This is a genomic window from Flavobacterium sp. N2038 (assembly GCF_025947185.1).
In the GTDB taxonomy this organism is placed as follows: Bacteria; Bacteroidota; Bacteroidia; order Flavobacteriales; family Flavobacteriaceae; genus Flavobacterium.
This window is the reverse complement of sequence record NZ_CP110001.1, coordinates 3951027-3975124: the sequence shown is the minus strand read 5'-3', so window position 1 is coordinate 3975124 and position 24098 is coordinate 3951027. Positions and strand designations below refer to the sequence as shown.

At 35.9% G+C, this 24098-nt stretch carries 11 protein-coding genes; 3 read left to right on the top strand and 8 right to left on the bottom strand.

From position 1 onward, the window contains the following. Positions 1–181: 181 nt before the first annotated feature. A complete protein-coding gene (locus OLM51_RS17555; protein ID WP_264551895.1) occupies positions 182–931 on the top strand; it encodes a DeoR/GlpR family DNA-binding transcription regulator in 750 nt (249 codons plus the stop codon). A gap of 445 nt (positions 932–1376) precedes the next feature. On the opposite strand, the gene OLM51_RS17550 is transcribed toward OLM51_RS17555, so the two are convergent. The 7 genes from OLM51_RS17550 to OLM51_RS17520 form a co-directional block, all read right to left on the bottom strand. Then, positions 1377–4376, bottom strand: coding sequence for a glycoside hydrolase family 3 N-terminal domain-containing protein (locus tag OLM51_RS17550; protein ID WP_264551894.1), 3000 nt, complete (start codon positions 4374–4376; stop codon positions 1377–1379). A 19-nt stretch (positions 4377–4395) separates the two neighbouring features. After that, positions 4396–5901, bottom strand: coding sequence for a sodium:solute symporter (locus OLM51_RS17545; protein ID WP_264551893.1), 1506 nt, complete (start codon positions 5899–5901; stop codon positions 4396–4398). 23 nt (positions 5902–5924) lie between these two features. Continuing rightward, on the bottom strand, positions 5925–6746 hold the full coding sequence (murQ, locus tag OLM51_RS17540) for an N-acetylmuramic acid 6-phosphate etherase (protein WP_264551892.1): 822 nt from the start codon (positions 6744–6746) through the stop codon (positions 5925–5927). Between the two features lie 132 nt (positions 6747–6878). Further along, positions 6879–8075 (bottom strand): DUF1343 domain-containing protein, encoded by a 1197-nt coding sequence (locus OLM51_RS17535; protein WP_264551891.1) that lies wholly within the window; start codon positions 8073–8075, stop codon positions 6879–6881. 111 nt (positions 8076–8186) lie between these two features. Next, entirely contained in the window at positions 8187–9116 is a 930-nt protein-coding gene (locus OLM51_RS17530) for a hypothetical protein (RefSeq protein WP_264551890.1), read from the bottom strand. A 28-nt stretch (positions 9117–9144) separates the two neighbouring features. Then, positions 9145–10758: a SusD/RagB family nutrient-binding outer membrane lipoprotein gene (locus OLM51_RS17525; protein ID WP_264551889.1), complete on the bottom strand. Its 1614-nt coding sequence runs from the start codon at positions 10756–10758 to the stop codon at positions 9145–9147. Between the two features lie 10 nt (positions 10759–10768). After that, on the bottom strand, positions 10769–13849 hold the full coding sequence (locus tag OLM51_RS17520; RefSeq protein ID WP_264551888.1) for a SusC/RagA family TonB-linked outer membrane protein: 3081 nt from the start codon (positions 13847–13849) through the stop codon (positions 10769–10771). Positions 13850–14549: 700 nt separating this feature from the next. Between OLM51_RS17520 and OLM51_RS17515 the strand changes: the two genes are divergently transcribed. Next, a complete protein-coding gene (locus OLM51_RS17515) occupies positions 14550–17456 on the top strand; it encodes an FAD-binding and (Fe-S)-binding domain-containing protein (protein ID WP_264551887.1) in 2907 nt (968 codons plus the stop codon). Between the two features lie 397 nt (positions 17457–17853). Then, on the top strand, positions 17854–19785 hold the full coding sequence (locus OLM51_RS17510; RefSeq protein ID WP_264551886.1) for an amino acid permease: 1932 nt from the start codon (positions 17854–17856) through the stop codon (positions 19783–19785). 214 nt (positions 19786–19999) lie between these two features. Here the strand turns inward: OLM51_RS17510 and OLM51_RS17505 are convergent, their stop codons facing one another. Beyond that, positions 20000–23923, bottom strand: a complete 3924-nt coding sequence (locus OLM51_RS17505; protein WP_264551885.1) for a starch-binding protein — start codon at positions 23921–23923, stop codon at positions 20000–20002. Between the last annotated feature and the right edge of the window lie 175 nt (positions 23924–24098).

Sequence of the window (24098 nt, the reverse complement as noted above, 5' to 3'; positions counted from 1 at the left end):
ATTATTTTTAAATAATGCCAGTTTATGCAACTTATTTGTTTGAATTATAATAAAATGCATAATAACGCATTGATTTATATTTTTTTTATTTATATTTGATACGCAAGTCGATTTCTGAAAAAATGTATTTTTGATATTGATTTTCGTAATGCGTTAATTTTAAATTTATTAAAAAATTAAAATGCTAAAAAAAGAGAGACATCAATTTATACTGGGTAAATTTAATACTGTAGAAAAAATCAATACTATTGATTTGGCTTTGGAACTAAACATTTCTGAAGATACTATACGCCGGGATTTTAACGAATTACATAACAAAGGACTGATTGATAAAGTATACGGCGGCGCTTTTCTGGTAAAAGATAAGTCTAAAAATGTATTTGATATTACCATTATCAATGAGGATAAAAAAATGGCAGTGGGTAAAAAAGCACTGTCGTTTCTTAGTGAAGGACAGGTGATTATAATGAGTGGAGGTACTACAAATTTGTCTTTTTGTAAACTCATTCCAATAGATTTTACTGCTACAATATATACTTATAGTTTACCAATCGCTATGCAACTGTCTCAGCACCCCAACATCGAGTTGATTTTTATTGGCGGAAAACTGCAAAAAAAAGCGATGGTCACAATTGGTATCGATGTAGTTCAGGTATTGTCTAAAATTAAGGCCGATGTTTGCTTTTTGGGTGTTAGTAGTTTAGATGTAAATCAGGGGCTTACAGAAATGGGGTATGAAGTTTCGGTTATTAAAAAAGAAATGATCAGCGCTTCAGACAAAATAATTGTTCTGGCCACTTCAGACAAAATAAATGGTACTATGCCGCATAAAGTTTGTGGTCTTGACAAAATAGATGCTATCGTAACAGAGCTAAATCCTAAAAGTCCCAAAATCAAAAAGTTTGTTGATAGCGGTGCAAAAATGTTTTAAAAATTGAATTTTAACGCGTTGGATGTAATTAGTTTTAACGCATAGATTCCGTGTTGATTTCCAAATTAAATCTATGTGTTAAATATTTTTTCACGCTCCCGATAGTTCAATGTCATTAAGTTAAGAGGAAATTTATAAAATTACTTAACAGTTTAATTAAGAAAGTAATTAGAAAAATCAGTTTTTATCAGCGTTTTCGCTTTAGCGAATCAGTAAAATCAGTGTTTAATTTTGACGCGCATAAAACAGATTTACTTCGTAAAAACACGGATAAACACGGATTTGATTTGCAATAATTTTATTTTCTAAAAGCTTACCTTAATGACATTGCGGGATCGGGACTGGTTATGTGAAAGAAATGGATTTCTTTTTGTATTCTTTTGCATGTATAAAATCTATCCCGAAGCGTCGGGACTATGTGTTAGATTATTGCGTTTTTCAAACATTATTTGATGATAGACTCATAAATAATCTTCTGAATGTCTTCCCGAATTTTTTCTTTTGCCAGTTTGTTTCCTTCTTCACCAACTTCCGGATAAGTTCTGTTGGATAAAAAAACATAAACGGTTTCATTTGCCGGATCAACCCAGGCCATATTTCCAGTAAAACCGGTATGACCAAAACTCGAAGCTGAAGCACATTGGCAAGTTGGACCATCTTTTCCTAATCTTTTGTCAAAACCTAAACCACGTTCAACACCCTGAGCGCAGTAAAAACAGGTATTAAAGGTGTCAAATGTAGCTTCCGAAAAATAGCGTTCTCCACCGTAACTTCCTTTTTGCAGAAAAAGCTGCATCATTTTAGCAACATCCATGGCATTCGAAAAAATTCCGGCATGACCAGCAACTCCGCCTTCCATGGCAGCGGCCATATCGTGCACATACCCCTGAATAAGCTGATGTCTGAAATAGGTGTCAATTTCTGTTGGAGCAATAACATTTCGGTCAAATTTCAATAATGGATTATAGGTGGTATAATTCATTCCAATAGAATTGAAAAAGTTTTCCTGACTTAAATCCTCCAATTTTTGATGCGTAATTCTTTCCAGATATTCTTTTAAAATAATAAAAGTAAAATCACTGTATTTGTATTCTTTTTTAATAGAAACTGGCGAGTTGGCGATAAATTTCATTATTGTATCATGATAATCATTTCGAATAAAAAGACTATCGGCTACTTTGGTAGTAAAATTTTTCTCTTGAATTTTTCGATAATATTTTTCTAGCGGAAAACCTTTGGCATCAATTGTTGCTTTATAGAACGGACTCCACGCAATTAATCCTGCGTAATGATTTAGTAAATCCTTAAACGATATGTCTTTTTTATTCGATTTTGCAAAAAGCGGCAGCATCGTTCCCAGTTTTGTGTCCAGCGTGACTTTGTTTTTATCATACAATTGCATCACATTAGGGAGCGTAGAAATCATTTTTGAAATCGAAGCAACATCATACAAATCAGTATTTGAAACTTTTACATCATTATTATAAGTATGATATCCATATGATTTCTGAAAAACAACATTTCCTTTTCTGGCTATTAAAACCTGCATTCCCGGTGCCATTTTTCCGTCGATTGCTTTTTGGGCAATGGCATCTATTTTAGAAAGAATAGCAGAATTCATTCCTACATTTTCCGGTGTTTCAAAACCTAAACGATCTACTTTTTCCGTAATTAAACCGTCATTTACTTTAAAATTATCATTGATAGAAACAGGTAGTTTTCCTTTAGCATCTTTTGCTCCAAATAGAATTTCAGCAGAAACAATCTGAGAAATAGGAGTATTTTGATACGATACGACCAATCCTTCAATAGCATCAAAATTTTGAATTGGAAGCAATGAATATGGTTTGGTAAAAACGTCAAGAATTACCTTGTTGTTTTCGGCTATTTTGTTGAGAAAAAACAATTCGGTTGAATTAAAATCCTGTTTTTCCCATGCCTTATTTACCTTGTGATAACTCACGATCACCAAGTCATATTTCTTTAATTCGGTGTTTAATGAATCGATATTGGTATTTGAAACTTCTGTAATATTGGTGTACTTTTTTAGAGTGGTGATAAAATCACTATTTACATCTTCTCCCAACTTTACATAAGCAATTTTCTGATTCAGATTTTTGATCGGAAGAATCTCTTTTTCATTTTTTAAAACGGTAACAGCATTTTCAAATAAAGTGTATTGAAGTGCGTCTTTATCCGGGCTCGTTAAATCTTGTTGTAAATTTTTCAGATCGACTGCTTTGTATTTATTCAAACCAGCTTTAAATTTATAATGCAGAATTTTTTTAACGGAATGTGCGAGGCGTTCTTCTGTAATTTCTCCGTTTGTATAAAAAGTTTTTAGTTTTTCTAATGCAAGCGGAACATCGTCCGGACAAAGGAAAATATCATTTCCAGCTTGTAAAACGGCTAACTCAAGATCACCAACACCTTTAAAATTACTGGCGCCTTTCATTCCTAAACCATCCGTAAAAATCAGTCCGTCAAAACCCAATTGTTTTTGAAGCAGTTCTGTTACAATGTTATAAGAAGCAGAAGAAGGTATGTTTTCGCGGGATTCTAAACTCGGAATATTTAGGTGTGCGACCATAACAGAAGCTAAACCTTCATCAAAAAGCTGTTTGTAGGGATACAACTCCACTTCGTCAATATGTTCTTTGGTCGAAGAAACCGTAGGAAGTGTTTTGTGTGAATCTGCTGAGGTTTCTCCATGCCCGGGAAAGTGTTTTCCGGTACATAAAATGCCCTGACTCTGAATTCCTTTCATTATTGCAGTGGCTCTGTTGGCAACATTTGTTTTGCTTTCGCCAAAAGAACGATTGCCAATAATAGGATTCAGAGGATTGGTATTGATATCCAGAACAGGAGCAAAGTTGAAATGGATTCCCATTCTTTTACATTCGCTACCCATATTTCGTCCTACTTTTTCAATTAAATCTAAGTTTTGAATCGCTCCCAAAGTCATGTTCCAGGGATAGGCATAAGTAGAATCTAAACGCATACTCAATCCCCATTCGGCATCAAGCCCAATAAACAACGGGATTTTGGCTTTTGCCTGATATTCGTTGGTTAATTTCGCCTGACGAACCGGTCCGCCCTGAAAAAATATTACACCACCTACTTTATAGTTGGCAACTAAATCTTTTATTTTATTGACATGTACGGAATCTTTATTGGAATATGCTGAAACAAAAAATAACTGCCCCAGTTTTTCATCCAGTGTCATTATGCTGTAAATACTGTCTGTCCAACGATTTTCGGCATCAGAATTTTTGACAAAAGGTTTCTTTTCGGATTTGTTTTTTGGCGTATATACTTCTTTGTTCTCTGTAGAAACAGGTTGATTTTTTACAACTGTTGGTTTGCTTTTTTTAGAAACACCACAATTGATGATAAAAAAAAGCATAGCAGCAAATAAACCTATTTTAATAATGGCATTTTTCATGAAATGGTATTTTGGGCAATTAAAAAGAGATTCTTTCGCTGGAACGTTTACTGGTAAAATATATTCCGATATAGGTAAACAATCCGTTTATGATGATTAATTCATTATCAAAGGTATAGCCAAACAATTGTGCGGAATGTTCACTTAAAAAGTAAGTTAGTATTGGAGAAATAATACAGATTAACGGAATCAGATTATCGTTTACTAATCGTGATTTTTGCAACAATCCAAAAGCATATAATCCTAACAATGGACCGTAAGTATAGGATGCTGCTCTAAAAATTAAAGCTACTACAGAAGCATCATTAAATGAATTAAGAATAATAATGACTACAAAAAGTAAGATTGAAAATCCAAAATGTACCCAGTGTCTTTTGGTTACATTACTTTTGTTGTCCAGATTTTCAGATTTATCCATTCCAAGAAAATCTACGCAAAAAGAGGTTGTTAAAGCGGTTAAAGCGGAATCTGTAGTGGCAAAAGTAGCTGCAATAATTCCTAAAAGAAAAACAAATGCAGGGACAATTGACAAATGATTTAAGGCAATTTCGGGAAAAAGCAAGTCGGTTCTTGGTTTATTTGTTGCTGTATCCAGAGGAATTGATACACCGTTTTTTTCGGCATAGATATACAATAATGCTCCTAAACTTAAAAATATGATATTGATTACCACAAAAATTCCCGTAAAAGTGAACATGTTTTTTTGAGCTTCGCCAATGTTTTTACAACTCAGATTTTTTTGCATTAAATCCTGATCCAGTCCAACCATTGCAATAGTAACAAACATTCCTCCTAAAATTTGTTTTACAAAATGATATTTGCTGGTAAAGAAATCATCAAAGAAAAATATTTTAGAATAGTTGCTTTTCTGAATGGTTGAAACCGACTCAAGAACAGTTAAATTTAAACTGTCACAAACAAAATAAATAGTGATAAAAACAGAACTTACTAAAAAGAACGTTTGTAAAGTGTCTGTAATAATGATTGTTTTTAAACCACTTCTGAAAGTGTATAGAAAAATCAGCATAAGAGCTAAAAGCACCGTCACCGGAAACGGAATATTAAAATCATTGAAAACGTAACGTTGTAAAACAATCACAACCAAATACAATCTAAATGCTGAACTTACGGTTCTGCTTACTAAAAATATAGAAGCGGCAGTTTTATAACTTTTAACTCCCATTCGTTGTTCTATATAACTATATATCGAGGTTAGATTCATTCTGTAATAGAGTGGAAGCAGGACTTTTGCAATGATGATAAATCCAATTGCATTTCCTAAAACAAACTGAAAATATTTGAATTGTTCTCCGTTTGGCGAACCTACTTCACCCGGTACCGAAATAAAGGTCACCCCGGAAAGTGCAGTTCCAATCATACCAAAAGCAACTAAATACCATTTAGAATTTTTATTTGCTTTAAAGAAAGAATCATTGTCTTGTCCTTTTTTGCTAATTACATTAGAAATTAAAAGCAGAAGACCAAAATATACAAATATGAAAATTAGAATTGTGGTTGATGACATTTGGCTGAGATTTAGAAATTAATTTATTTTTTGCTGTTGTGGTCTAACAACACGGCGCGTACACTTTTATGTTTTTGCAGTAATTCTTCGGCTATTTCATATTCGATTCCAAGTTCTTCCATAATCATTTTGATGCCGCGTTTTACCAGTTTTTCGTTAGACAATTGCATGTCTACCATTTTGTTTCCTTTCACCTTTCCGAGTTTAATCATTACCGAAGTCGAAATCATGTTCAAAGTCAGTTTTTGAGCTGTTCCGGCTTTCATTCTTGTACTTCCGGTCAGGAATTCCGGGCCAACAATGAGCTCAATCGGATGATCTGCTTCCTGAGCAATAAGTCCATTACTGATGCAGGAAATACTTCCTGTTTTGATATTATATTCTTTAGCTTTTTTAAGAGCACCCAAAACATAAGGGGTATTTCCTGAAGCCGCAATTCCAATAATAAAATCCAGACTCGAAATCTCAAATTTAGCTAAATCTTTCCATGCTTGTTCGGTATCATCTTCAGCATTTTCAACCGCTTTTCTGATAGCGGTGTCGCCGCCGGCAATAATCCCAATAATCATATCATGCGGAACACCAAAAGTTGGTGGACATTCTGAAGCATCCAAAATCCCGATACGTCCCGAAGTTCCGGCTCCAATATAAAATAACCGGCCGCCCAATTGCATTTTTTTTACAATTGCTTTTACCAGTTTTTCTATTTTCGGAATCTGCTGTTCGATAATATCCGGCACTTTTTTGTCTTCTGTATTAATGTTGATGAGTAACTCTTTAACACTCATTTGATCCAGGTCTTTGTATAAAGACTCTTGTTCAGTTTCAGGATTTTTATTATTCATTTTTCTTTTTTTTGTGGATTTTTAAAACCAATATTTTTTGATTGAATGCTTTTGATATTTTGTATTATAAACTACCGTTTTATATAAAAACAGAAAATTAGATAAGATTAAAATGAGGTTAAAAAGATTGGTTTAATAAAGCAGATACGCTTTTCGCATGGTATTAAAAGCGTCCAGATCTTTTTTCCAGCTATCGCGAATAACTTTCTCTGAAACGCCCGATTCTATTTGCTGCTGTAGCTTTTTTGTTCCTGCCAGTTTTGTAAAAAAGGCATTAAAAAACTTAGATTTGTCGCTCGTGTTTTGATATGCTTTTAGCAACCAGTGCAATTCGAACTGCGTTACTTTTGAAGCAGCAGAAAGATCTTCACCATAACATTCCTGTCCGTTGTAAACAGGTTCTTTTGCCCCAAAATTAGGTTTTGGAGTGAAGGAGAAACTTCCTTTGGTTAAAAAGGGAGAACCATAAATTTGAAATTGTTTTTCGGTTCCTCTTCCAACGCTTACATTCGTTCCTTCAAATAAGCATAAACTGGCATAGAGATTTATTGCCTGATCGTTCGGAAGATTTGGTGAAGGCTTTACCGGAAGACTATACGGCATATCTCTTTTGTAATTGGAACAAGGGATTACAGTCAGTTTGCATTGTATTCCGTCTTTAAGCCATTTTTCGCCATTAATCATTTTACCATATTCCCCAATTGTCATTCCATGCAAAATAGGAATTGGGTGCATTCCTACAAAACTTGTAAATTCTTTTTCAAGTAAAGGTCCGTCAACAATGCTTCCGTTTGGGTTTGGGCGATCTAAGATAATTAACGGAATATTGTTTTCTGCACAAGCTTCCATCACATAATGCAAAGACGAAATATAGGTATAGAATCTCGCTCCAACATCCTGCAGATCAAAAACCATTACATCAATTCCGGTTAGTTGTTCTTTTTTAGGTTTTCTGTTATCTCCGTAAAGTGAAACGATTGAAAGCCCGGTTTTGGCATCTTTTCCATCTACGACATGTTCGCCGGCATCGGCAGTTCCTCTAAATCCGTGTTCGGGAGCAAAGATGGTTTTGATGGTTATTTTTTTCTCCAGTAAAAAATCTACCAAATGTGTTTTATTGCTTAAAATACTGGTTTGATTGGTGATAACACCCACTTTTTTGCCTTTTAGTAAAGGAATATATTTTTCGAAATTATCAGCTCCTGTTTTGATTTCGCTATTGATACTATTGATTTTACTTTTAATAATTTTTGTTGAAGAACATGCATTCGACAAATTACAAATGATCAAAAATAAAATAAAAGTGATTTTTTTGAAGGATTGAAACATAATACAAAAGTTTAAATTGCAATTAAAATTACGTTTAATAAAGCATAAAAAGAAAAATTGAATATTAAATTCGAACCACTTTTGATTTATAAGTGGTTCGAATTTTTAAAATTATTTATTGGTAATAAAGGCAAGCGTTGGAATATTTGTTGTTGCGTTTGGTATTCCACCAACAATTCCACGGCAAAAAATGGTATAAATTCTGCCTGCTCTTGGAACAAAAGCGGTACCTGCAGGTGTATTAGCAAGATTTGCAATTGTTGTACCTGTAATGGTTCCCGGAACATTTGTTGGAGAACCCGCCACACGAAGCTGTAACTGATAACCACGAGTATCTATTGGACTTTGTGGTTCTATGGCAATGTATTTTTCGTCTCCTCCTTTAAAAGTTACATTTCTATAGGTGTAGATTTCCTTTGTTGTAACAGGTACTGCACCACTTAAAGATGTTTCTTTTAGAATGCCTAAATCATATCCAACAGGAGCAGAATTACTGATTACATTTATAAAGCGAATATAAGCTTTTGAAGGATCTAAATTAGCTACCGATAAATCATCATTTAACTGATAAAGAGAATAAACAGGCGGCGATACTGATGGTGGCGTCGACAATAAGAAACTAGTGTAATTTTTTCCGGCTTCGGTTACGATATTTCCATCATAAATAGTCACTGCCGGAACTTCCGGTTTTGTTGCAGTTGCCGGAACAACAGGCGTTAAAATGCTTAAAGGCTGTGTTCCGGGTTTCATTAGAGTATAATTAATCGGCGCCGGATATTGTGCTCCATAGCCCATTCCGATAGGTATACCGGTTGTAACACCTACAGCGGAGATTTTTTCAGAACCTGTAAAATAATTGATTTGAAAATTAGTTCCGTTTGGACCAACAGCGGCATGTACAAATTTTACATTAGAGGCATTTGCAATTCCGTCTTTAGTCTGATAAGGGGTAAAATCATTTTCGTCACCACAAGAGGTAAGTGCCAGTACACCCAGAACCGGAATCAGGCACTTTTTAAAACTATTAAATATATTTTTCATTTGATTTAGCTTTTTAATTTATAAAAAATTACGGTTTAGAAAACCACATTTCTTCGGTATGGTAATCTACTTTGTCAGCGCCAATGGCCTTTAAAGCATCAAAGTTCCAAACATATTCTGAGTTAAATCTCGGACGAACTCTGTAGGGCAATTTTCCGTTGTTGTCAACAAACAATCCTCCGTTTGGAGTAAAAGTCATTGTTTTATAAATATCTGTGTTGTAATGATATTTACGCATATCAGTCCAGGTTTCCAATAATCCAAAACCGTATAAAGCCACATACTTTTGAAGCATAATCTGTGCAATAGTCAAATTTGCAGCGGCAGGAACAATATTTACGTTGGCTAAGAAAGCAGCTTTTTCTGCAGCTGTGATAGTTGAGGTAATTGGAAAAGTAGTACTTACAACCGTATTTGAATTTACAAAATCAATGCTGGCATCAATTCCTTTTTTGTAAGCTTCAAGGGCCATTGCTTTATCTCCTTTAATGAAAGCTGCTTCGGCTTTAATAAACTGAATTTCAGAATAAGTCATGATCGGAAAATTGGCTTTATCTCTAAAAAGATATCTTCCCGGAGTTGAAATCGTTCCTGCTGCATATGTTCCGTAAAAATTTGGAATTCTGCTTAGGTTTGTTGCAACGGTTGAAGCTGTCGTGTTTAACGGATTTCCATTAAAAGTATATTTACTCGGATCCGGATTTGCTGCAGATGCAGGGGCAGTTTCAGAAAGTCCAACAGAAGGCGCTAGAACTCGTGCCATTCTTGGATCGACTGCACCATTAAAAATTACTCCATTCATAGTTCTTACTGCAAAATCAGATTGGCGAAACGTATTAAAGTTGTTTCTTCCCGGGCCATAAAAGTTGATATCGGCAGAAACAGTTCCGTTATATTTTGTTACAGCATTGTCTGCGTTAGAAGCCAATGATTTATCGCAATATTCAATTACTTTATTTGGGTCATACGTTGCTTTATTGATTTGATTGTTAAGGTTTCTGGCCAAAACACCATAGGCAAATTTAACCCATTTTGAGCGGTCACCACCATACATTTTGTCTCCTCCGGCTGTATAAGTCTGCGAAATATTTCCGTCTGTACGCGCCAGATCCGTCATTCCGTCATTTAATAAACGTACCACCTCTGCATATACTTTTTCCTGCGAAACATAATCAAAAGAAAGACGTTGCGTAAAAACCTGATCAAAGTCAATTAATTCAGAGTGATAATCGGTTGCAACCTGCCATGTCCAGGCTCTGATAATTTTTGAAATACCAGTAATATCGTGACGTTGTTCAGCAATTGCTTTTTCCTGTAGTTTGCTTAAGTTTAGACCAATGGCAAAATAGGTCATTTTCCAGATTTCTCCTCCGGTATCACTACTGGCTTGATAACCAAAGCGATCCCATTCGCTTCCTGTTGCACCAACAGTTGCAATACTAAAATTTTGAGTGTATCGCCCTAAACAACGGTTGTCAAATTGTAATCCAACCGCCATTTGCTGTTCAATTGGCGGCATTAATGCTGTTGCCGAAACATCAACAGGAAAACTTGGATTTACGTTTATATCTTCTAAATCATTGCAGGAAATCATTGTAGTTACAAGACCTAATGCTGCTATATATGTTTTTATGTTTTTCATGGTCAGTTAATTAAAGTCCGATTTTTAATCCTAAGTTCAAACCTCGTGGAGTAGAGGTTACCCCAAAGTCAAAACCTGTTCCTCCGGCACCTCCGGTTGATGCATTAGTTCCGTTAACCGAAGGATCTGCTCCGGTATAATTGGTAATAATAAAAGCATCTGTCATAGTCAGGTATAGAGAAAGATTGTTGATGAACGTTTTCTTCAGGATTTCTGAAGGCATTTGATAGCTTAAAGTAATGTCTCTCATTCTTAGCCAGTTGATGTCTTTTTCGATAAAATCGGCATCGATCGCACCTGTTCTGTAATATTCGTTTTGTACACTTGGACGTACCGGAATATTGTTTTGCGTAGGGTTAGCCGAATTTTCTAAACCGTCTCTCAAAACACCTTTTACAATTCTGGTTTGTTCGCGGTCCAGAGTTTTGGTAGACAAACCGTTTTGGTACAAATAGAATTCTGTTGCGTTGTAAATATCACCACCTTTTCTAATGTCTAATAAGAAAGATAAACTTAGGTTTTTGTATACAAATGTATTTTGCAGACCAAGCATAAAATCAGGATTTCTGTCTCCTACAATTTTAAAGTTCGGATCTTTTAAAGGATAACCTGTGTTTGGATCAATTAAAGGTGCGCCGGCATTGTTTCTTAAATAATCATTCCCTGTTAAAGTTGTTAATGGATTTCCGACAGTTACACCTCCGCGAACATTCCCGTAAAGCCAGGTATCAGAAACATAATATTCTGAAATTACAGAAGGAAGATTCAATAATTCTGAACGTGTTTTGCTAAAGTTAGCGCTTACATCCCATGAGAAATTTTCCTTTTTCACAGCCGTAGCATTCACGGTGATTTCTAAACCTTCATTTTTTAAATCTCCAAAGTTAGCAGACGTAACCACAAATCCGGTTCCGTAGCTTAAACGCATATTTTTCAAAATCGGATCGATTGTTTTGGTGCTATATACTGCAACATCCAGTCCAACGCGATTTTTGAAGAATTTTAATTCTGTACCCAATTCAAATGATTTACGAAATTCAGGTTTCAAATAGGCATTTGCTCCCGTAACACCATAAGCATAACCTCCGTCTGTTGTACCTTGAGGAGTAAAAACCGGTTCTGCAGAATATGGCGACGGAATATTAGCAGCTTCAGCATACGAAATTCTGAATTTTCCGTAAGAAAATGTTTCTTTGTCTTTAAGTCCATTTAAGTTTGAGAAAACAAAACTTGATGCAACAGAAGGATAGAAAAACGGATCCGGTAATACAGAAGTCCAGTCTTCACGCCCTGTTAAAGTTAGATAAACAAGTTTGTCATAATCAAAACTCATCTCAGAGAAGAAACCTATAATTCGGCTCTGAATAATTCTTTCCTGAGATCTTTGCGTAGAAGCATCTGTATTATTGATTGAATAAAAATTAGGATCAAAGAATTTGCTTCCTGTTGTAGATAAAATTCTAAAATCGTTATCGTTTACAGCATTACCCACCATAATTTTGGTGTTGAATTTTCCGAATGATTTTTTAGCTGTAGCTAATAAAGTAGTGTTTAAATTACTCGTATTAGAATAGTAGGATTCAATATACCCCTGAGAAGAGATTCCGGCAGCAGATTCCGGATGAATTGCTCTGTAACCCTGAGCAGAATTTACATCCCAGCCCACGCGACCGGTAAAGTTAAGCCATGAAGTTGGATCGTAAACTAAACCAACATTGGTAATAAAACGATTATTGAAATCTTCAGACAAGTTTTTGTTTACATCCCAAAACGGATTATCTGTTTCGGTATCCAAAGCACCACTTGTAATTTTTCTTCTGGTTCCGTCAGCATTCAAATATACGCTGGCATCGTCATTTGCTGGCCAGGTTAATAACGAAAGTAAATATCCTGCGCCTGAAATACCTGGAATTTGTACTGCCTGTCCGGCTCCTTTGGCTGCTTTTTGATTGTCTGATTTTGTGAAATTAAAAGAAGCCTCAGATCTTAATTTTGAAGATAATTTTGCAGAAGCATTCAAATTTGCAGTCAGACGGCTGTAGCCTGTATTAGGTATAACGCCTTCCTGATCTAAATTTGAGATAGATAAGCGGTATGAAGTACTTTCTGTACCGGCTTCAAACGATAAATTATGAGTAGTTGATACTCCCGTTTTAAAGAAGTTTTCTACATTGTTGTAAAATTTAGTTCCCGGATCGTAAGCCGTTCCAAATTGTCTTCTGTAATCCGGATTGTTTACTCCGTCAGAACCTCTTTGGTAAACTCTCTGTATTTCCGGAAAACGGTATAGATTATCAAAACGGGTATTGGTAGAGTAAGTAAGTCTTCCAACTCCTTTTTTTCCCTTTTTGGTCGTAATAACAATTGCTCCGTTTCCGGCCTGCATTCCGTAAAGTGCAGCAGCTTCCGGACCTTTTAAGATTACTACAGATTCAATATCTTCCGGATTAATATCGGCACCTCTGTTGGTATAATCCTGAGTTCTGTTTGGAGCATCAGAAATAGTTAAATTCTGATTCATAGTTTCGTTACTCACCGGTAAACCGTCAATAACATACAAAGGAGAGTTGCTTCCGCTAAGCGAATTTACACCTCTTAACTGAATTGCGGCAGAAGCACCCGGAGCACCCGAAGTACTGGTTACCGTAAGACCTGCAACACGCCCTTGTAGCGCTGTTGCAAAGTTAGGACGCTGCGTTTCGGCAATTTCTTTTCCTTTTACTTCCTGTACCGAATATCCTAAAGATGATTTGTTTCTAACAATACCCATAGAACCTACAATTGTAACATTGTTTAAAGTCTGGGCGCTTTCTGAAATTACGATATTCATATTGCTGCCATTTACTATGACTTCTTTGGTATTAAAGCCAATATAAGAAACAAGAAGTACCTGTCCTTGATTTGCTTTGATAGAAAAGGTACCGTCAGTCCCGGTTGAGGTCTGATCTTTGGTTCCCTGTACTGCAATATTTGCGCCTGGTAGTGTGTTGCCACTGGCGTCTGTAACTTTACCTTTTACTAGATTGTTTTGCGAATAACTGGTTAGTATTCCAAAAATGAAAAGTAAAAGAACTAAATGCTTTTTTTTCATAAGGGTTAATTAATGGTTAGAGGGCCGAAATGTATAAAATATTTTTAAAACATAGCAATTTTATGTCGAAATTTTGTAAAATTTCCTTAATAATGCATAATAATGCAGTTTTTGTTTTGAGATGATTTGGTTTTAGTAAGTTTTTCAAGCTGTGATTTAAGAATTTTCTTAAATTTGTTTATAGTTAACTAATTGATATTCATTGTTTTAGTGGTTTATTTAAGAGGGATTGTTTTGTTTAGGGTTAGTTTTGATTATCTAAAAAAAAATTGTGGAGCCTTATATTTGAATTAGATTTGTATTTTTGTAAAAGATAAAACAAAACTGATTTAGGTAGTTTAAAACTGATTTTCATTGAATTCAAAGGTTGGGAAGATGTTTATTTGCATTTTTATGCGTTTTTTGAATTGTGAAAAGTAATTGACTTTTAATTGTTTTTTTATTGTGAGAATTTAGTTGTGATAACGTCGTAGATTATAAATCGCAGAAAATTTTCTTTAATAAGAAAGACATAAGAAAGTAAAATCCTAAAATTGGAGATTTTAAAAGTGGAATACTTTACAGGATTCTCTTAGAAATTTATAAGATCCAATAGGAAAATGGGATAAAATCACAATTAATATCAATTTAAACTGCTATATTTTTATATTTGCTAACTCAGTATTTTCAGAATATATTTTTACACAAAAGCACCACTTCCATGTTGACCCAATCTCATTTAGAGCAATTAGCTGGTACTCTCGAGGGTACACTTTTATATGATGAACTTCATAAAACACTTTATTCTACAGATGCGTCGGTGTATCGAATAAGGCCAAATGCAGTGGCATTGCCTAAAACGACAGCCGATATTGTTAAATTAATACGGTTTGCAGCTGAGCATAATATTTCGATTACACCAAGAACTGCAGGAACATCATTGGCAGGGCAGGCAGTAGGAGACGGATTGGTTATTGATGTTTCGAAGCATTTTACAAAAATCATTTCGTATGATGCCGAAAAGAAAACCGTTACAGTTCAGCCAGGTGTAATTCGCGATGAGCTGAATTTATTTTTAAAACCTCATGGTGTATTTTTTGCCCCAATTACATCAACATCAAATCGTGCGATGATTGGCGGAATGGTAGGGAATAACTCGTCTGGAACGACTTCGATTCGATATGGTGTCACACGTGATAAAATTGCTGAGGTTAAAGCAATATTAAGCGATGGTTCTGAAGTAGTTTTTAAAGACCTGACTGCCGAAGAATTTATAGAGAAAACAAAAGGGGACACTTTAGAAAATAAAATATACAAAACGATTTACGACGAGCTTTCGATTAAAGAAGTGCAGGACGAAATTGTAAAAGAGTTTCCAAAACCAGAAATTCATAGAAGAAATACAGGTTATGCGGTTGATATCCTGCTAAAATCAGATTTATTTGGCGGAACTGAATCTACCATTAACTTAGGAAAACTGCTTTGCGGAAGTGAAGGAACTTTGGCTTTTACTACCGAGGTTACCTTAAAAGTAGATGATTTGCCTCCTGTTCATAATATTATGGTGGTGGGACATTATCATACGATTCAGGAATCGCTGGAATCTGTCGTGGTGGCAATGAAGCATCATTTGTACACTTGTGAAATGATCGATGACACGATTCTGGATTGCACGAAGACAAATCGTGAACATATTAAAAATCGTTTTTTTCTGGTAGGAGAACCTAAAGCAATTATGTTGTTTGAAGTGGCAGCACATACGCTGGAGGATGCTGAAAAACAGGCTAATGATTTAATTGCCGATCTGGAAAAATATAATTTTGGTTATGCTAAGGTAAAAATTTATGGTGCTGATATTGATAAAGCCAACGAACTGAGAAAAGCGGGTCTGGGACTTTTAGGAAGTATTGTTGGTGATAACAAAGCGGCAGATTCTATTGAAGATACGGCGGTTGAGTTGAGCGATTTACCCAATTATATTGCAGAGTTCTCGGCAATGATGTTAAGTCACGGTCAGGAAGCGATTTATTATGCACATGCCGGTGCCGGAGAATTGCACTTGCGTCCGGTTTTGAATTTGAAGAAAACTGCTGATTTAAAATTGTTTAGAACCATTGCAACTGATGTAGCGCATTTGGTAAAAAAATACAGAGGTTCGTTAAGCGGAGAGCATGGTGACGGAATTGTGCGTGGTGAGTTTATTCCGTTTATGATTGGGGATAAAAATTATGAGTTACTGAAAAGACTAAAAATAGCATTCGATCCTAATTCGGTTTTGAATATTGGAAAGATTGTAAATGCTTTGAAAATGGACGAAAATCATCGTGTCGTTTCGGGCAGGGTAGAACCGGATATTAAAACGTTTCAGGATTTCTCGGATAGTATGGGGATTTTGCGTGCTGCTGAAAAATGCAACGGTTCGGGTGATTGCAGGAAATTACCATCGGCAGGAGGAGCTATGTGTCCGAGTTATCGGGCGACTAAAAATGAAAAGGAAACAACGCGTGCGAGAGCCAATGCGCTGAGAGAATATCTTACTTATTCTGAAAAAGAAAATAAATTTGACCAGAAAGAATTATACGAAGTTTTTGAGTTGTGTGTAAGCTGTAAAGCCTGCGCGAGCGAATGTCCGAGTAACGTAGACGTAGCTACTTTAAAGGCAGAATTTTTATACCAATATCAAAAAGCAAACGGATTTTCTACGCGAAATAAGATTTTTGCCAACAATGCCAAGCTGAATAAAATGGGAAGTAAATTCCCGTCGATTACCAATTTTATATCGAATCAGGCTTTGGTGAAAAAAACAATGGGAATTGCACCGGAAAGGCAAGTACCGTTATTGGCTAAAAAGACCTTCAGAAAATGGCACGAAAATAATAAACCTAAAACGACCGATTTTCCAAATGGAAGATTGTATTTGTTTGTGGATGAATTCACGAATTATTATGATGTAAATATTGGAATTGACGCATTTGAATTGTTGACAAAACTAGGATATCAGGTTTTGATTGTAGATCATGAAGAAAGCGGAAGAACCTATCTTTCTAAAGGATTTCTGGAAGAGGCGAAACAAATTGCCAATCATAATGTAAAGGTTTTTAAAGATCTGGTTTCGGGTAATACGCCTTTAATTGGCATTGAACCTTCGGCTATTTTGACTTTTAGAGATGAATATCTTCGTTTAGCGGATGATAAAGAAGCTGCAGAGAAATTAGCAGGAAATGCCTTTACGATTGAGGAATTTTTTAAAAAAGAAATTGTCGACGGAAAAATCAAAGCTGATTCTTTTTCGGAAGAAACTAAAGAGATAAAAATTCACGGACATTGCCATCAGAAATCTTTGAGTTCTGTTGAAGCGACCTTTGCCATGTTAAATCTGCCAAAAAATAATACAGTTACCATTTACAATTCGGGTTGCTGCGGAATGGCGGGTTCTTTTGGTTATGAAAAAGAACATTATAACGTGAGTATGCAAATGGGAGAGGATACGTTATTCCCAAAAGTGCGTGCTACTGCCGAAAACGTAAAAATTGCTGCAGCAGGAACAAGTTGTCGTCATCAGATTTTTGACGGAACAAGCAGAGAAGCACAGCATCCGGTAAGTATTTTGAGAAATTGTCTTAAGTGAGAATGGCACACGGATGGCACGGATTCACTTCGTGAAAACGCAGATGTGCACGGATTTTTTGTTTTATTTTAATTTTAACCACTCCCGATAGTTATCGGGATAAAAGAATTAGAATGATTTTTATTTCATGCAGATTTTATTTATATCTAATTTAAAATTAAATCTGCCTAAATCTGCGAAATCTGCGTGAAAAATTATTTAGATAAAGATTGAAAAATCACTTTAATCCTTTTAATCGGTGGCAAAAAAACTTTGAGTCCTAGTGCTTTTGTGGCAAAAAATAAATAGCAATAAAACAAAATCGTTTTATATATTTGAAATCAGGATAATTTTTGCATTATTTGCAAAATAAAACCATCACAATTGAAATATATTAATTTATAATAGCAAAACATTTATGGCATTATCAGGTTTATTCCGAAAGAAAACGGTACAGGATATTCTGAAACAAGTTGCAAAAAACGAAGCAGACGGTCATAATGCATTAGGAAAGCATTTAACAACCAGAGATTTAACTGCTTTTGGAATTGCAGCAATCGTTGGAGCCGGTATTTTTAGTACAATCGGAAAAGCTAGTGCAGATGGAGGTCCGGCGGTAATCTTCTTGTTTTTGTTTACAGCACTGGCATGTAGTTTTGCTGCTTTTGCTTATGCAGAATTTGCTTCAATGGTTCCGGTTTCAGGAAGTGCTTATACGTACTCGTATGTTGCTTTTGGGGAACTCATTGCCTGGATTATTGGTTGGGCATTAATTATGGAATATGCCGTTGGAAACATAACGGTCGCAATATCCTGGAGCGATTATTTTACCACGCTGCTCCAGAGTGGAGGAATCCATTTACCACAATGGATTCAGATGGATTACCTAACAGCTTCAAACGGATTTAATGATGCTACAGCTTTAATGCATGGCGGAAAATCATTCGAAAACTTAAGTGCATCATTACAGGCTTCTTATACAGCATGGACAACAGCACCAACAATTGGTTCTTTTCATTTTGTAGCCGATTTGCCTGCTTTGTTTATCATTATTTTAATCACAGCTTTGGTTTACAGAGGAATGAAAGAATCTCGTAATGCGAGTAACGCAATGGTAGTTGTAAAACTTTGTATTGTACTTTTGGTTATTGCTGTTGGTATATTTTATGTAGATACAGCAAACTGGGATCCTTTTGCACCAAATGGAGTTGGCGGAGTTTTAAAAGGAGTTTCGGCAGTTTTCTTTGCTTATATTGGTTTTGATGCTATTTCGACTACTGCAGAAGAATGTAAAAATCCGCAACGTGATTTACCACGCGGAATGATGTGGGCAATTATTATCTGTACACTTTTATATATTGCCATTGCTTTGGTTTTAACCGGAATGGTACGTTATAGCGAATTAAATGTGGGTGATCCGCTTGCATTTGTTTTTGATAAATTACACTTAAAATGGATGTCCGGAATTATTGCTGTAAGTGCAGTAATTGCAATGGCAAGTGTTTTATTGGTTTTTCAGATGGGACAGCCTCGTATCTGGATGAGTATGAGCCGTGACGGTTTATTACCAAAGAAATTTTCTACAGTACACCCAAAATTCAAAACACCGTCTTTTGCAACTATAGTAACTGGTTTTGTGGTAGCAGTACCGGCTTTATTTTTAAACCTGACAATGGTTACAGATTTATGCAGTATCGGAACTTTGTTTGCCTTTGTATTGGTTTGTGCGGGAGTTTTGGTATTGCAGAACAAACCGGATATTCCAAGAGGAAAATTCAAAACACCTTATGTGAATTCAAAATATATACTTCCTGCTTTAATTATTGTTGGATTGTATTATGCTTTTGCATTCAATAATAAAGCGACAATGGCTTTTATTAATAACGAGGCGCAGACTTTTGATGCGACAACAATTGTAACATCATTAAATAAAGAAGATTCTGAAAAAGTTTTCAATTATTTAAAAAGCGTTGATGTAAATAATAAAACTTCTGAGACTTCAGATTTGGAACATTTATTAAGCCAATATCAAGATGATGAGGTTAAATATGCTGAGGTTGTAAAAGGATTGCCAATTAGTGATTCGGCAAAATACGAATCAGGGTTTAGTTTGTTTAAACACAAAATTCCAATGTGGATTTTCTTATTGGTTTTAGCCGGATTAACGGTTTGGGCTTTCAGAAAAAATCTTTCACTGATTCCGCTTTTAGGATTAATCTGCTGTCTTTACATGATGGCCGAATTAAGTGTTTGGAACTGGATTTATTTCACAATTTGGTTATTAATCGGATTATTGATCTACTTTACATATAGCCGAAAAAATAGTAAACTGAATACACCTGAAAGTTAGAGGTTGTCTATTATAAGAAGTGATAAATAAAAGCCGTTCTGAATTGTTCAGAACGGTTTTTTATTTTGTGTAAAGTTTTCCGCCACGAATTCACGAATTAATAATCTAAAAATTTGTGAATTCGTGGCGGTAAAAAATTAAAATCTTCTAAACAGAAAGCCGTTCTGAAATTCAGAACGGCTTTTTTCTTTCTTCAATAAAGACTTAAAAAACTTTATTTTTTGATAATCTTTTGCATGGTTTCCACACCATTTTCCAATCTGATAGTAATAAAATAAAGTCCCTTGCTTAATCGACTTACATCAATCGTACTTGTATTAGATTTTCCTTCCTGAACAATACTTCCTTGTGCCGAAATAATACTGTATTCGCTTATCGGAATAGTGGAGTTTATTTGCAAGGTTTGTTCAACAGGATTTGGGTACAGACGTACTGCATAAGTTTGTGTTTCCTCAGTCTCAGTATTTACAGCCATTTTAGAAGTAGTTGAACCCCATGTATAAGAATAGCCATCTGTCTTGTTTAGTAAATCGGCAGTCTGATTAGCAGAACCACTAGAACCATTGTTAAAAATTACATTTATAGCAGTTGGACCAGTAATGGTGTATTTATAAAAGCCATTTGTATCGGCAGTCATTGCAACGCCTGGCCAGGTTGTATTTGCCGCACTTCCCGATGGAACAGCATTCCAGTAATGTACTTTTGGAACACCAGTCCAGTTTGTTGGAGGTTTAAAATATACCGTAAGCGTTGGAACTGCAGTAAAAGTATAAACTTCCGTTTTGACTGCTGATGAAACTCCGGCAGTATTGACTACGAAAGCTTTTAAAGTTGTGTTTGCAGTAAAAGCAAATGATTTTGTGCCAATAGCCGAGGCTGAACTTGTAGTAGGAGTTGTTCCGTCTAAAGTGTAATAAATCGTTGAGGTTGTCGCATTTGCAGTTAAAACAACATTTACCGTAGTTCCCGTCGTAAAAGTACCGCCAGTTTTAGAATTTGTAAAATCAGGAGCGATAACAGGACATCTGTTTGCAGGTTCAGCGCTTAACCAGCCTGAGTCATAATATTTAATCCCTGCAGTAGTGCTTAAATCCCCTGTTTTTAGATTACCATCATTAAACAACAAATTTGAAGCACTTACTGTCGATGGGAATGTATAAGCATACCAATCTCCGCAATCCTGAGTCATTACAACTCCCGGATAGGTTACAGCGGGAGCAGTTCCGGTTGGTGACCAATAATAAATTTTTATGGCAGAACCCCAGTTAGTTGGTTTTTTAAAATATACAGTAAAAGTGGTCGGTGTACTAAAAGTATAGTTTTCTGTTTTTACAGCAGAAACTGCTCCGGCAGCATTTTTTACAAAAGCTTTAAGTGTAGTTGTGCTTGTTATTGCAATAGTTTTAGAGCCAACTGCAGAAGTTGAAGCTGTTGTTGGAACCGTTCCGTCTAAAGTATAATATATAGTTGAAGTACTCTCGTTTGCAGTTAATGTAAGATTTACAGTTGTTCCCGTTGTAAAAGTTCCTCCAGCCTGCGAAAAAGTAAAATCAGGAGCTACCGAAGGACATCTGTTTAAAGGTTCTGCGCTTAACCATGCGCCATCATAATATTTAATTCCGCCAGTAGCATTCAAATCGGCAGTTTTTAAAGTACCATCATTAAATAATAAATTAGAAGCTGTTACTGTTGACGGAAAAGTATATTTATACCAATCTCCACAATCCTGAGTCATGGCCACTCCCGGATAAGTCACTGCAGGAGCAGTTCCCGTTGGAAGCCAGTAATAAACTTTTACAGCTGAATTCCAATTAGCCGGTTTTTTAAAATATACTGTAAATTCAGGAATCGCTCCAATTGTGTATGTTTTAGTCACGATATCAGATTGATTTCCGTCTTTGTCTACTGCAAATGCTTTTATCGTTGTTGTTTGCGTAACGTTGATTGTTTTAGTAGATTCTACAAATGGTGAAGTAAGCGTTGGTGCAGAACCATCAGTAGTATAATACAATTTTGGTTTTGGGTCTGTACTGTCTGTAGCGGTAATCGTTACATCAATTGCAGTGGTAGAATTGCCGGTGTCTGGCGTAAAAGCAATTTTTGGTGCAACATCCAGGTTTTTTCCAACCCATACATGCTGAATTTTAGATTTGGTTATGTTTCCTTTTTTATCCGTTACTTCAACATAATAGTCTAACAGCTTTTCTGATATGCCTGCAATTTCTGCCGAATATTGATTAGCAATTACGTCCGGAAGCATATATAAATCAGCTTGCGTACTATTAGTCACATTCCCTTTAGGGAAAACTCTTTCCGCCATTGGCAACGATATCCAGCTTCCTACTTCGCTGCCTCCCGCATAAGTTTCATTTTGGTTAGAACTTAGATTGTTTTTTCCGTCAACATCAATTCTGTATTTTAATTCAGATTTTTCAATTCCGCTTACATCATAGGCAAAAGTATAAACTGTAAAATCTGCCGAATTCAGGAAGTCTTTATAAGCATAAGGCGCACCGTATCCTTTTTCTCCCGGATTATAAGGCCAGCGCTGCGGAATAAAAACAGAAGGTTTTGTAGCATCGACACCCGGATGCGCATCCAGAGTAGGTTTTGCATATTGCACGCATCTGTTAACGGCTAGTGTGGTTTTAATTTCCAGATCTTCTGCCAGACCGTAATATGCATTTCCACTATCATATCCAGCCATCAAAAAATGCCATGCTTTTTCAGCAGGACTCACTGCAGATGTTGGATTTACAATTTCACTCATTCTTAAGTTGTTGCCTTCCAGTTGTTCTGCCATGATAGCGTGATTTTCTCCGGCAGTAGTAATAGCCTGATTCATCATATCTTCTGTCCAGCCATTTGGATTGAATTTTTTAGAGACCGGATCAAAAAACGGCCATAACCAATTTGTAAATTGAGGATGCCCAAAATCTCCATCTGCATTTACCCACGCACCATCTTCAACGTGCACAACCGCCGATTCAGGAACAGGATTGTCACTCAGGTATTGTGGTATTGTAGTTGGGATGTTTCCATTGGCAGCAGATGCATGCGAAAACCCTGTAACCGATTCGTTGTAATACGATGAGCCACCGCCCCAGGCATTATCTCCATCATGCGCAAATAAAACTAATGGAGGTCTTGGCGAAGTCGATGCTTTTGCAACAATTGGAGCAATTAACGAGGTGCCAATCGTAGCGTAACCATCTTCATAACTTTCGTAATCAGCCATAGGAACTACAGTAATTTTATATTCCTGAGCAGTTTCCGGATCAACATATTTTGCTTTATAAGGAAGATAAGAGTAAGGAACAGCAAACTGTCCTCCGCGAGCATCTTTTTGTGCAGAAAACCATGTACCGCCTATAGTTTCTACCTGGTCTGCTTTGTTAGGAACATCACACATAGTTCCACCTGAGCCATATTTTACAGGATAATCAGCCAGCGTTCTGGATAAATGGCTGTTGGCAATTACAGACCATTCGATTCCGCACTCCGTCAGGGTTTTTATAATTCGTTCAGAAAAAGCACATTCAGCTGGCCAATATCCTTTAGAGTCGTGCGTTCCAAATAATTGAGCACTGTAATATTGATGTGCTTTAATTTCTTTCTTTAGTGCCTCGTCGCTTAATAATGGCGAAAGAGCGTGATGCATTGTAAAAGAAACAACTTCCATGCGCGAGAACCCGCTAGAAGTTTTCCATGACTTTGCATCTTTAATGTTTTGAGTCCAGGAATTCGAATATCCCCATTGATTAGCTTGTGCAAGTTCATTTACATTTTCCATCAAGGATCCTCCGTATGTAATTTGCGCTCCGGCTTTTGCTAAATCACGAATAGAATTAATAGCATTTTTTGGAGCAAACTGATAAGCAGCAACACGATCTCCGGTTCCAAAAATTTCCTCAAGATTATTTGTAGGATGAGCCAGTCCGTTTTTATCATTATTCGCTCCCGAAAGTTTCAGGTCTTGTGACTCTTTTACAATTTGGTATCGGTTAGGATTTTTTTTACTCACATCGCCCCAATAAGTGGGCTGATGGAGATGCCATAAATAAGAAGTATTCACTTGTGCCTGCAAAAAAGCAAAGGGAAGTACCAGGGCATACAACAAAAGTAGGTTTTTCTTCATAATTTCATTTTAGTTAGTTAAGTGGTTATTTTTTTGATAAAAGTATATTTAATTAACATTGAAATTATGTAATAATCTGAAGTTCAGTGACTACAACGTTTTAGTGTTTAAAACTTTTTCTGAAACAAATAGTAAAAAAACTTTATTCGCGGAATTTGTTATTTTTTTTGCGAAT